General features: G+C 65.2%; 9 protein-coding genes. 7 read left to right on the top strand and 2 right to left on the bottom strand.

The annotated features are described in order from the left end of the window. Positions 1 to 27: 27 nt before the first annotated feature. On the bottom strand, positions 28 to 1,350 hold the full coding sequence (locus HK401_RS12510) for an MFS transporter (protein ID WP_181275000.1): 1,323 nt from the start codon (positions 1,348 to 1,350) through the stop codon (positions 28 to 30). 175 nt (positions 1,351 to 1,525) lie between these two features. On the opposite strand from HK401_RS12510, the gene HK401_RS12505 reads away from it, so the two are divergent. The 3 genes from HK401_RS12505 to HK401_RS12495 all read left to right on the top strand — a co-directional run bounded on the left by HK401_RS12505 (position 1,526) and on the right by HK401_RS12495 (position 4,941). Next, positions 1,526 to 3,436, top strand: a complete 1,911-nt coding sequence (locus tag HK401_RS12505) for a BCCT family transporter (RefSeq protein ID WP_181274999.1) — start codon at positions 1,526 to 1,528, stop codon at positions 3,434 to 3,436. A gap of 264 nt (positions 3,437 to 3,700) precedes the next feature. Continuing rightward, complete coding sequence (gene fbaA / locus HK401_RS12500; protein WP_181274998.1) at positions 3,701 to 4,726, top strand: class II fructose-bisphosphate aldolase; 1,026 nt, start codon at positions 3,701 to 3,703, stop codon at positions 4,724 to 4,726. A gap of 74 nt (positions 4,727 to 4,800) precedes the next feature. Next, a complete protein-coding gene (locus HK401_RS12495) occupies positions 4,801 to 4,941 on the top strand; it encodes a hypothetical protein (protein ID WP_181274997.1) in 141 nt (46 codons plus the stop codon). Positions 4,942 to 4,967: 26 nt separating this feature from the next. On the opposite strand, the gene HK401_RS12490 is transcribed toward HK401_RS12495, so the two are convergent. Then, the gene (locus HK401_RS12490; protein ID WP_181274996.1) at positions 4,968 to 6,506 is read right to left on the bottom strand and encodes an alanine/glycine:cation symporter family protein; all 1,539 of its coding nucleotides are present in this window, start codon (positions 6,504 to 6,506) and stop codon (positions 4,968 to 4,970) included. 476 nt (positions 6,507 to 6,982) lie between these two features. On the opposite strand from HK401_RS12490, the gene HK401_RS12485 reads away from it, so the two are divergent. The 4 genes from HK401_RS12485 to HK401_RS12470 all read left to right on the top strand — a co-directional run bounded on the left by HK401_RS12485 (position 6,983) and on the right by HK401_RS12470 (position 12,672). Next, entirely contained in the window at positions 6,983 to 8,617 is a 1,635-nt protein-coding gene (locus HK401_RS12485) for an ABC transporter substrate-binding protein (RefSeq protein ID WP_181274995.1), read from the top strand. 127 nt (positions 8,618 to 8,744) lie between these two features. Beyond that, a complete protein-coding gene (locus tag HK401_RS12480; protein WP_181274994.1) occupies positions 8,745 to 9,836 on the top strand; it encodes an ABC transporter permease in 1,092 nt (363 codons plus the stop codon). Continuing rightward, on the top strand, positions 9,836 to 10,912 hold the full coding sequence (locus HK401_RS12475) for an ABC transporter permease (RefSeq protein ID WP_258234184.1): 1,077 nt from the start codon (positions 9,836 to 9,838) through the stop codon (positions 10,910 to 10,912). The genes HK401_RS12480 and HK401_RS12475 overlap by 1 nt, the downstream gene beginning before the upstream one ends. Further along, complete coding sequence (locus HK401_RS12470) at positions 10,909 to 12,672, top strand: dipeptide ABC transporter ATP-binding protein (protein ID WP_181274993.1); 1,764 nt, start codon at positions 10,909 to 10,911, stop codon at positions 12,670 to 12,672. The genes HK401_RS12475 and HK401_RS12470 overlap by 4 nt, the downstream gene beginning before the upstream one ends. The last annotated feature ends 31 nt before the right edge of the window (positions 12,673 to 12,703 follow it).

The following is a 12,703-nucleotide window of genomic DNA, read 5'->3' as shown; positions in this document are numbered from 1 at the left end:
TCGGTGATTCTGGGTGGAGTGGAGCGGTCAGGTGCCGCTCTGCGCCTGCATCGAGTGCCTCGGGGCGTCCGGCTTGACCGGAATGATGAGGATCAGTCCGATCGCGAGCACGATGAGGATGCCCAGCGTGCCCGCGCGTTGGAAGCCGAAGAGCGTGATCGCCAGGGCGAACATCGCCGGTCCCAGGAAGCTCACCGCACGCCCCGTCGTCGCGTAGAGGCCGAAGTTCTCTCCGGCGGATTCCGGCGGAGTGATGCGAGCGAGGAACGATCGGCTCGACGCCTGGACCGGACCGACGCAGAAGCTCAGGATCAGGGCACAGACCCAGAACACGGCCGCCTCGGCGCTGAAGAGGATCGGCAGCCCTCCGAGGATGATGATGACGAGCCCGGCGATGATCACGGGCTTCGGGCCGAGCCGATCATCGAACCAGCCGGCGATCATCGCGCCCGCGCCGGCGGCGACGTTCGCGGCCACACCGAGGATGATGATCTGGGAGGCGGAGAAACCGTAGCTGCCCGCCGCGAGGACTCCGGCGAAGGAGAAGATCGCGGCCAGGCCGTCGCGGAAGACCGCCGAGGCGATGAAGAACCGCAGCGTCTGATGCTCCGACGACCACATCCGCACCAAGCGACGCACGAGAGCCGCATAGTCGGCGATGAAGGCCCGGATCGGATGCCCCGCCGAGGTGCCCTTGACCTTGGCCCCGGGCGCGGAGATGAGGACGGGCACCGCGAAGATCGCGAACCACACGGCAGACAGAACGGCGACGATGCGGAACCGCAGACCCTCCTCGTCGCTGGCGCCGAGGAAGCCGACCTCGGGCTGGATGACGAGCACGAGAAGGAGGACGAGGAGCACGAGCCCGCCGACGTAGCCCATGCCCCAGCCGAATCCGGAGACCTTGCCGACGTTGTCGGGACGCGTGATCCGAACCATGATGCCGTTGTAGGACACCTCGGCGAATTCGAAGAACACGCTGCCCACAGCCAGAAGCAGCAGACCCAGCCACAGATAGTCGGGGGAGTCGCGGACGAAGAAGAGCCCGAGCATGCTGGCCACGACGACGCCCGTGTGGACGCCCAGCCACAGCCGGTGGCGACCACCGGCATCAGCGCGAGTGCCCGCAGCCGGAGCGACCACGGCGATGATGAACCCAGCCGCGGCCATTGCCCACCCGAGCGCCGAGGACCCGGCCTCCTCGGTAGCGGCAACGGACTTCGTGAGATACGGAGCGAAGACGAACGTGATGATGACGGCGTTGAAAGCCGCCGATCCCCAGTCCCACAGGGCCCAGTTGACGATGCGCAGGCGATTGCCCTCGGCGGGCGGATTCTTCGTCGAGGCCATAAGGCCACTGTACTGAATGCCAGGTCGCGGTACCCGGTTTTTGCATGTGGTCGATGACGGGCGCGCCCCGGGGAGTTCCTAGGAAGAGCTCGTCGCTACCCTGGAAGCTGTCTTGAAGCGACCTGTGGAATACGGCAGAGTGTGCTCAGTGAACGACAACTGATCAGGAGGAATCATGAGCGATCCCGACACCCGTGCGGAATCGGGAGCCGGGCTCGGACCGGGCCCTGACGAGCAACTGCTGTTCGGAGAACCCGATCCCGTCGAGTTGCATCTGCCGGAGAAGCTCCACATCGGCGAATCCGACTCCGATGATGCCATCACGAAGAAGCTGCAGCGCCAAGGAGTTCACATCGGCAAGGGCATGATCGCCCCTCGAGTGTTCTGGCCGGCGCTGATCGTCATCGTCGGCATCGTCGTCTTCTCGGTGGCATTGCCCGAGGGAACCGGCAAGGTCATCTCGAGCATCCAGAACTGGATCGTCACCGACCTCGGCTGGTACTACATGCTCGTCGTCGGACTCTTCGTCGCCTTCGCCATCGTCGTCGGCTTCTCGAAGTTCGGCAGCATCAAACTCGGCAAGGACGATGATCAACCCGAATTCGGCGTGATGTCCTGGTTCGCCATGCTCTTCGCGGCTGGTATGGGCATCGGCCTCGTCTTCTACGGTGTGGCCGAACCGCTGACCTACGCGACCACCGGGCCGAAGCCCAGCTGGGCAGGCGGCGATGTCGAGAACGCCCAGATGGGCATGGCCCAGACCTTCGTCCACTGGGGACTGCACCCCTGGGCGCTCTACGCCGTGCTCGGCATGGCCTTGGCCTACGCCATCCACCGTCGCGGCCGTCCCCTGTCGATCCGCTGGGCGCTCGAACCTCTGCTCGGCAACAAGGTCAAAGGGTGGGCCGGTGATGTCATCGACATCATCGCGATCTTCGGCACCGTCTTCGGCATCGCGACCTCGCTCGGCCTCGGTGTCCAGCAGATCTCCGCGGGGCTCAAGCACATCGGCGTCGTCGGCGACTACGACAACACCTTCCTCATCATCCTCATCGTCATCATCACCTTCCTGGCCACAGCCTCTGTGGTCTCCGGTGTCGGCGCAGGAATCAAGTGGCTGTCGAACATCAACCTCACGATGGCCGGCGTTCTGCTCGTCACCGTCCTCGTGCTCGGTCCGACGCTCTTCCTGTTCCAGAACTTCGTCGAGTCGCTCGGCGTCTGGTTGGCGAACGTGCTCAACATGACCTTCGACATCGGGGCCTACTCCGGCGAGGACGGCGCCGAATGGAACTCGACGTGGACGCTGTTCTACTGGGGCTGGTGGATCTCCTGGGCACCGTTCGTCGGCGTCTTCATCGCCCGCATCTCCCGGGGCCGCACCGTGCGTGAGTTCATCGCAGGCGTCCTCCTCGTGCCCTCGATCGTCGGCTTCTTCTGGTTCTCCGTCCTCGGCGGCACCGGCATTCACCGGCAGCTCTTCGGCGCCGGTGATCTCGTCGACCCGGACGAGGGGGTCGTGGCCGAACGGGTCCTCTTCGACGTCCTCGGGGGCCTGCCGCTGGGGTCGATCCTCTCGGTCATCGCGATCATCCTCGTGGCGATCTTCTTCATCACGTCCTCGGACTCGGGCTCGCTCGTCGTCGATATGCTCGCCTCGGGCGGTCACCCCAACCCGCCGATCTGGTCGCGTGTGCTGTGGGCGCTGATGGAGGGTGCGATCGCCATCGCGCTGCTCATGGCCGGCGGACTCGAAGCTCTGCAGGCGGGCTCGCTGGTGACGGCGCTGCCGTTCTCGATCGTGCTGCTGCTCATCTGTGTGTCCACGATCAAGGCCTTCGGCATGGAGGCCAAACGGACCGCTGCGATCGAACGGGCGGCGCGGTTCCGTCAGGTCGGTGAGCACCTGGCCGATGACTTCGACGAATACCTCGGTGAGAAGGTCGACGAACGCATCGACTACCGGCTGACGCGAAGTCAGAGTCTGCTCGGCAAACAGCGTGCGAAGTCGGGCGGCCGCAGAGAGAAGCGCAGCGGCCGCGACGTGCCGACCCGGGACACTGGGGCACCGGACTCCGAGTCCTGACTTCGAACCTCACCGGTCCTCCCCACGGAACCGCTCGAGCCGCGGCTCGGGCGGTTCCGTCGTTCTCAAGTGATCTGGGGCCGCACGGGAAACAGCCCCTGCTTGGCTCAGGCGGTCGGTGAGGAATCGGTTCCGGGCCGGGGGAAGCCGCCTCGGCGTGGGAATTCCGTGTGGACGATACGGAATGCTTCTGGCACCGTTGCGGAAACGAGTAGGCTGGGAGCAACCGACAAGCGCACTGCAATCAACGACCAAGGAGCGTCTATGCCTATCGCCAGCCCCGAAGTGTATGCCGAGATGATCGACCGCGCGAAGACCCAGGGCTTCGCCTACCCGGCGATCAACTGCACCTCCTCGCAGACGATCAACGCCGCCATCCGCGGTTTCGCCGAGGCCGGATCCGATGGCATCGTCCAGATCTCCACCGGCGGCGCCGAGTACATCTCCGGCCCGACGATCAAGGACCGCGTGCGCGGTGCCATCGCGTTCTCCGTCTTCGCCGCCGAGGTGGCCAAGAGCTACGACGTCAACATCGCCCTGCACACCGACCACGCACCGAGGAAAGAGGTTGAGGAATGGGTCAAGCCCCTCCTCGCCGCGTCGACCGAACGTGTGAAGAACGGCGGCCAGCCCTACTTCCAGTCGCACATGTGGGACGGATCCGCTGTTCCCCTCGATGAGAACCTCGTCCTCGCCGAGGAGCTGCTCGAGCTCTCGGCGGCCGCTCACTCGATCCTCGAGATCGAGGTCGGCGTCGTCGGCGGCGAAGAGGACGGCGTGGAGAACGAGATCAACGACAAGCTCTACACTACAGTCGAGGACGGACTGGCCACGGCACGTGCGCTCGGAACCGGTGAGAAGGGCCGCTACCTCACGGCGCTGACCTTCGGCAACGTCCACGGTGTCTACAAGCCCGGCAACGTCAAGCTGCGTCCCGAACTCCTCGGGGAGATCCAGGAGAAGGTCGGCGCGCAGGTCGGCAAGGACTCACCGTTCGACCTCGTCTTCCACGGCGGCTCGGGCTCGACCCCGGAGGAGATCGCCGAGGCGGTCCGCCACGGAGTCGTGAAGATGAACATCGACACCGACACCCAGTACGCGTTCACCCGCCCGGTCGTCGAGCACATGTTCCGCAACTACGACGGCGTGCTCAAGATCGACCGCGAGGTCGGCAACAAGAAGCTCTACGATCCGCGCGCCTACGGCAAGGCCGCCGAACAGGGCATGGCCGAACGCGTCATCGAAGCGTGCGAGAACCTCGGCTCGGTAGGCACCAGCGTGAACAAGTGAGCTGAGGGGTCAGACCGGCGGCGCCGCCGAAATACAGGTCAGCATCGGACATTTCTGAACGCTAGAAATGTCCGATGCTGACCTATATTTGCCGCCCGAAGTCCGATGGTGACCTATTCACGGTGGGTGAATGGCGCGAGGCCCGGGACGCCATTGTCCCGGGCCTCGTCGTCTCCGTGAGCGTGCACCGCGGCGGCAGTGGGGTCAGCCTGTGAACCCGCACCGCCCGCGGCAGCAGGCCTCAGCCTTCGGGCACCGCCTCGCCTGCTTTGAGGCGAGCCACCCGCTGATCCCAGAAGTCGGCGTTGCGCACACCGACCTTCTCCGGTTCGAACACCGGATCCAGACCGAGCTTGGCCTGCCGTTCGAAGTCGCGCAGGAGCTTGAACGCCGGCTGCTGCAGGATGAGGATGCTGATGATGTTCAGCCAGGCCATGAGACCCACGCCGATGTCACCGAGCGCCCACGCGCTGCCCGCGGTCGACATCGCACCGACTGCGACGGCGATGAGGATGAGCAGCTGCAGGATGCGCTTGCCGACCGCCAGGACCAGGGTGTTCCTCGCCTTGCCGAGCAGGTAGACGAGGTTCGTCTCCGCCATGTAGTAGTAGGCGACGATCGTGGTCAGCGCGAAGAGGAAGATCGAGATCGCGATGAACCCGGCGCCGAAGCCGTGGATCATCGAGTCGAGCCCGGCCTGCGGCCACTTCTCGCCCGGGGTGGCGGCGATCTCTTCGGCCAGCTGTCCGCGGCCGGTGCCGATGATCGTCGTCTCGTCGGCGTCGAAGACCTTGTACATACCGGTCGACAGAATCATGAACGCTGTGGCAGAGCACACGAAGAGGGTGTCGATGTAGACCGAACCGGCCTGCACGAGTCCCTGCTTCGACGGGTGCGAGACCTCGGCGGCCGACGCCGCGTGCGGTCCGGTTCCCTGTCCGGCCTCGTTGGAGTAGATGCCGCGCTGGACGCCCCACTGTACGGCCATGCCGATGATGCCGCCGAAGGCTGCTTCCGGCCCGGCATCGATGCCGAAGGCGGAGGTGAACATGAGCTGGAAGACAGGGACGATCTGGTCGGCGTTGATGAAGGTCACGGCGATGGCCGCGACGATGTAGATGACCGCCATGAACGGCACCGCCAGCGAGGCGAAGTGCGCGATGCGCTTGATGCCGCCGACGACGATGAAGCCCATGATGATGACGAGCGCGATCGCCGTACCCCAGGTGGGCACACTCCAAGCGTTCTCGACGGCACCGGAGATCGCATTGGACTGGATGCCCGGCAGCATGAAGGACATGGCGATCACGGTGACCGCTGCGAAGACCATTCCGTACACCTTGAACAGGCCCTTGGCCTTGGTGTGACGGTACGCCTTCTCGATGTAGAAGGCAGGACCGCCGCGGTACTCGCCGGTGCGGGGATCCTGTTCCTTGAAGATCTGTCCCAGCGTCGACTCGACATAGGACGTCGAGGCGCCCAGCAGTGCGGAGATCCACATCCACACGACAGCGCCGGGGCCGCCGAAGCCGATGGCTGTGGCTACACCGGCGATGTTGCCGACGCCGACGCGGCCGGCGAGCGAAATCGCCAGGGCCTGGAAGGACGAGACTCCCTCATTGGAGCTCTTGCCGGTGAACATCTGCTTGAAGATGGCGGGGATCTGGCGGATCTGCACGGCGCGTGAGCGGATCGTGAAGTAGACACCGGCGCCGAGGCACAGGTAGACGAGGGCGGAGGACCACACCACCCCGTTGAGCCAGTCGATGAAAGCGGACACGCTTCTCCATTCGTTGGTTCCGAGTCGGGATCCCCGACTCACGTCACTGCGGGAATGTCTGTGCCAGAACGCTGACTGCCGTGTGGGCGTTCAGGATCTCGAGAGTTTCTCGACAGTTCTCTGTGATGCACCTCATAAGTCAAACCGATTGTCGTCGGTGGCGCAAATCGCAGTCGCCGAGGCGGCCTTCCGCTGCGCCGCCCGCCGACAGGGCGGCGGGCGTCACTGCGGAGGGTCGAGATTCGCGGCGGTCGTGGGGGTGACCCGGGGTGACGTGAATATCTGTCCCGGCCGGCCGGCAAGGGACGTTTCGCTGTGAAGGTCAGAGCCGCCTCGGCGAATTGTTGCGAAGTCGTTGCGAACTGAGTCACAGCGTGTGTATCAGTTCACTATTTGGGACGGGAACCGTATGATGTGGTGCGGATCTCTTCGAGCAAAGACGACACGAAGAGCACATCTGTAACGACAGGAACACCATGAAACGACGAACCGGTGCAAAGGCCGTGGCCATCGCCGCGGCCGGCGCTCTGCTCCTCTCCGCCTGCTCGACCTCGACGACCGGGGGCGGCGGCGGAGACGATGAGGGCGGCATGCTCACAGTCGGAACCACGGACAAGGTCGTGGCTCTCGACCCGGCCGCGGCGTATGACAACGGAAGCTCGCTCGTCGAGCAGCAGGTCTACCCGTTCATCCTCGCCTACAAGCCGGGCACGGCCGAGCTCAACCCCTCGATCGCTGAGTCCGCAGACTTCACCGAGCCGACGAAGTACGAGGTCAAGCTCAAGGACGGGCTCAAGTACGCCAACGGCAACGAGCTGACCTCCTCGGACGTGAAGTTCTCATTCGACCGCCAGCTGAAGATCCAGGACCCCAACGGACCCTCCTCGCTGCTGGGCGGACTGAAGTCCGTGGAGACCCCGGACGAGAAGACCGTCGTGTTCAACCTCAAACGCAAGAACGACCAGACCTGGCCGGGAGTCCTCGCCAGTGCCGCCGGCCCGATCGTCGACGAAGACGTGTTCTCAGCCGACAAGGTCACGAAGGATCAGGACATCGTCGACGGCAAGGCCTTCGCAGGTCCGTACACGATCGACGGCTTCAAGTTCAACGAGCTGCTCACCTACAAGGCCAACCCGGACTACAAGGGCTTCATCGAGCCGGCGAAGACCGACACCGTGCAGATGAAGTACTACTCGGACGCGAACAACATGAAGCTCGACGTCCAGGAAGGCACCATCGACGTCGCCTGGCGTTCGCTCTCGGCCACCGACATCGACGACCTCGGCAAGAACGAGGACCTCAAGGTCCACAAGGGCCCCGGCGGCGAGATCCGCTACATCGTCTACAACATGGACACGATGCCCTTCGGCGCGAAGACCGACGACGCCGATGAGAAGAAGGCGCTCGCCGTCCGACAGGCCATGGCCGACTCGGTCGACCGTCAGGCCATCGCCAGCCAGGTCTACAAGGACACCTACACCCCGCTGTACTCACACGTTCCCGAGGGACTGCCCGGCGCCGACGAACCGCTGAAGTCCGAATACGGCGACGGCGAAGGCGGGGCCGATGTCGAGAAGGCCAAGAAGGCCCTCAAGGACGCCGGAGTCAAGACCCCGGTCGAGCTCAAGCTGCAGTACAACCCCGACCACTACGGTCCGTCCTCGGGCGACGAGTACGCCCTGGTGAAGGACCAACTGGACAAGACCGGACTGTTCAAGGTCAACCTGCAGTCGACCGAATGGGTGCAGTACAACAAGGACCGCACCGATGACGTGTATCCGATGTACCAGCTGGGGTGGTTCCCGGACTACTCGGATGCCGACAACTACCTCGTGCCGTTCTTCTACGACACCGATGACACCCCGTCGTTCCTCGGCAACCATTATCGGGACGAGACGATGAACAAGGAGCTCAACGCTCAGTCGTCCATCGCCGATGAGGGCAAGCGCGAAGAGGCTCTGAAGAAGATCCAGGGTCAGCTCGCCGACGAGCTGCCGACCCTGCCGCTGCTCCAGGGCAACCAGATCGCCGTGTCCGGCAAGGATGTCAAGGGCGTCGATGACACCCTCGACCCCGCGTTCCAGTTCCGACTGGCGCTGCTGAGCAAGTGATCGCACGTCTGAGCTGAACACCCTCACGAGGTGCAGGTGAGCCGCCCGGCCCACCTGCACCTCGTGGCGCGTTCGCGCTCCGGAACTCGGGCACGTCCGCGCACCGAAACACATACATAAGGAACACATGTCTGCTGCCATCAGCGAACCAGGGGCGGAGGCCGCCGAGACCTCGGTCGCGGTCAAGAAGCCCTCGGGAGGGGGCCTGGGACGCTACGTCCTCATCCGCTTCCTCCTCATCATTCCCACCATCTTCATCCTCACCACTCTGGTGTTCTTCCTCATGCGCATCACCGGTGACCCGATCACCGCGGCGCTGGGCGGGCGCCTGACGAAGGCCCAGCTGGCCGAGCGCGTCCACGCCGCCGGCTACGACCGGCCCATCCTCGTCCAGTACTTCGAATATCTGGGCAACCTGCTCAAGGGCGACTTCGGCACCGCCGTCTCCGACGGCCAGCCCGTCTCGTCCATTCTGGTCAACTACGGTACTGCCACCGTCGAGCTCGTCTTCTACGCGCTCATCGTCGCGTTCATCCTCGGCATCCCGTTGGGCATGCTCGCCGCGTATCACCGCGACAAGGCCCCGGACGCCGCCCTGCGCGTGCTCGCGATCCTCGGCTATGCGACCCCGGTGTTCTTCGCGGGCATGATCCTCAAGCTCGTCTTCGGCGTCTTCCTGCCGATCCTGCCGGTGGCCGGACGCGGCACCACAGAGACCGAATACATCATGTCCGGAGTCGTCGGCCCGACGCACTTCTACCTCATCGACGCGATCCGGATCGGGAACTTCTCCGTCCTCGGCGATGTCCTCGCCCATGCGTTGCTGCCGGCCATCGCGCTGGGAATCCTCACCGCCGGAGTGTTCCTCCGGCTCGTGCGCACGAACCTCATCGGCACGCTCGAGCAGCAGTACATCGACTCCGGTCGCTCCCGCGGAATCTCCGAATACCGCCTGGTCACCAAGCATGCCTACCGCCCGGCGCTGATCCCGATCATCACCGTCATGGGCATGCAGATCGCCCTCATGCTCGCCGGCGCCGTGCTCACCGAGACGACGTTCGAATGGAAGGGGCTCGGCTTCAAACTCGCCGAGTACCTCACCGCCCGCGACTTCGTGGCCGTCCAAGGCATCGTCGTGTTCCTCGCCGTCATCGTGGCGATCACGAACTTCCTCGTCGACGTCATCGCCGCCTTCATCGACCCCCGAGTGAGGTACTGATGTCCACTCCTGAGAATCCCAGTCCGAAATCGGCAGAGACTGCCGAGGCGACAGAACCCACCGACACCTTCGCCGAGGCGGCGCCCGGGCCCGGTGCCCCCGCCCTCGCCTTCGATGAGAGGGCGAAGAAGTCCTGGTTCTCCCGCCTGCCGATCGTCTCCCACCTGCGCCAGTCGGTCGGTCTGCAGCGCGGCATGCTCATCACCGGCCTCGTGCTGTGCGGTGTCGTGCTCATCTGCGCGATCTTCGCCCCGCTCATCGCCCCGTACGGGTTCAACCAGCTGGGCACCTCGGAGGGCAACTTCGGATCGAAGCTGCCGCCCGGGGGCACTCACATCTGGGGCACGACGGTCGGCGGCTACGATGTCTTCTCCCGCGTCGTCTGGGGAGCACAGACCGCTGTGGCCGTCATCATCGTCGCCGTCATCCTGTCGATCTTCGCCGGAGTCATCCTGGGTCTCGTTTCCGGCTACATCGGCGGCTGGCTCGACCGCATCCTCGTCGTCATCGCCGACGCCGTCTACGCCTTCCCGACCCTGCTGCTGGCTCTCGTCATGTCGATCGCGATCTCCGGCGGGCAGTCGAGTGCGTGGGGCGGCATCGCGGCGGCGGCGTTCTCGATCACCGTGGTCTTCATTCCGCAGTACTTCCGCGTGGTGCGCGCCGAGACTCTACGTCTGAAAGCCGAACCGTTCGTCGAATCGGCGATCGTGCTCGGTGCCTCGAAGACCCGGATCATCTCCAAGCACATCTTCCGCAACGCCACCCGCACGCTGCCGCTGATCTTCACGCTCAACTCCTCCGAGGCGATCCTGACCCTGGCCGGGCTCGGGTTCCTGGGATTCGGAATCGAACCCACCTCGGCGTCGGAATGGGGCTACGACCTCAACAAGGCGCTGCCGGACGTGACGTCCGGAGTGTGGTGGACCGCGGTGTACCCGGGCCTGGCGATCGTGCTCACGGTCCTCGGCATCACCCTGGTCGGTGAGTCGATGAACGATCTCAACGACCCGCGTCTGCGCGTGCGACGGAAAGCGAAGACGAAGAACGTCAAACCTGCGGAGGTCACGGCATGAGCAAGCGCAACGACACCGCTGCCCGGACCACCGGCAGCATCCTCGACATCGACGCCCTCGACGTCACCTTCTCCACCGACGGCGGCGACGTGCACGCGGTCAAGGATGTCTCGCTGAGCGTCTCACCCGGTGAGGTGCTCGCAATCGTCGGCGAATCCGGATCGGGCAAGACCGTCACCGCACGCTCCATCCTCGGCCTGCTGCCGGAGACCGCGCAGCGCTCGGGCGCCGTGGTCATCTCGGGCCAGAACGTGCTCAGCGTCTCCGCCGAGCAGCTGCGGTCGATGCGCGGATCCGATGTGGCGATGGTCTTCCAGGAGCCCTCGACCGCGCTCAACCCCGTCTACACCGTCGGTTGGCAGATCGCCGAGGGCCTGCGCGCGCACGATAGGAAGGCGAGCAGGGCCGAGCTCAAGGCTCGTGTCGTCGCCGCGATGAAGCAGGTGGGCATCCCCGATGCCGAGAACCGGTTCGACTACTACCCGCACCAGTTCTCCGGCGGGCAGAAGCAGCGCATCGTCATCGCCATGGCGCTCGCGCTGGGCGCGAAGCTCATCGTCGCCGACGAGCCGACCACGGCGCTCGACGTCACCGTCCAGGCCGAGATCCTCGACCTGCTCCGCGAGCTGCGGGATGAGACAGGTACCGCCATCGTGCTCATCACCCACAACATGGGCGTCGTCGCCGACCTCGCCGACCGCGTGGCCGTGATGTTCCGCGGCGACCTCGTCGAGGTGTCCTCTGTCGAGCAGCTCTTCAGCGACCCGCAGGAGCAGTACACGCGTGAGCTGCTCGCCGCGGTGCCGCGGATCGGCTCGACCGTGGTCGGCAGCCGGAAAGCCGCCGCCACCTCGGCGGGGGAGGCATCGGCCGGCGCCACCTCGGCGGGGGAGACGTCAGCCAGCACAGCCTCGGCGGGGGAGGGGGAAGTGCGCGAGTCGATCGTCACCGCGCGCGACCTCGACATCGTCTACCCCGGCGGAATCGGCCGATCGGACTTCCACGCGGTGAAGAAGGTCAGCTTCGACATCCGAGCCGGGGAGGTCTACGGACTCGTCGGCGAATCGGGGTCGGGCAAGACCACGATCGGTCGTGCGATCGCGGGCCTGACCAGGGCCAGCGGCGGCAGCCTGTCCGTGCTCGGACACGAGATGGTCGGGTTCAAGGAGCGTGCGTTCTCGAAGATCCGGCGCAGGATCGGGTTCGTGTTCCAAGACCCGGCGGCCTCGTTCAACCCGCACCTGACGATCGGCGAATGCATCGCCGAACCGTTCGCGATCCATCGTCGGGAACTCAGTGCCGCGGACCGGTCGAAGCGGGTGCGCGAGCTGCTCGATTCGGTGCAGCTGCCGAACGAGTATGCCTCCCGGTACCCGCATGAGCTCTCGGGCGGGCAGCGGCAGCGGGCCTCACTGGCGCGTGGTCTGGCACTCGATCCGGAGCTGCTCATCGCCGATGAGCCGACCTCGGCGCTGGACGTGTCGGTGCAGGCGAAGGTGCTCGAGCTGTTCGTCGAACTGCAGAACCGGTTCGACTTCGCGGCCCTGTTCATCAGCCACGACCTCGCCGTCGTCGACATGCTCTCCGATCGCATCGGAGTGCTCTTCCACGGGGAGCTGCTCGAAGAGGGCACGGGGGAGCAGGTACTCGGTGCGCCGCGTGAGGACTACACGAAGCGCCTCATCGCCTCACTCCCGGTCCCGGATCCGGCCGAGCAGGCGAAGCGCAGAGAGCTCGCCCGCACCCTCCGCACCCCCTAGTTACTACCCGACGGCGGCCCAGCAACCTCGC

The organism is Brevibacterium oceani, from assembly GCF_013623835.1.
GTDB lineage: Bacteria > Actinomycetota > Actinomycetes > Actinomycetales > Brevibacteriaceae > Brevibacterium > Brevibacterium oceani.
Note: the sequence above shows the minus strand (reverse complement) of the source record. Positions and strands in the feature narration are given on the sequence as shown.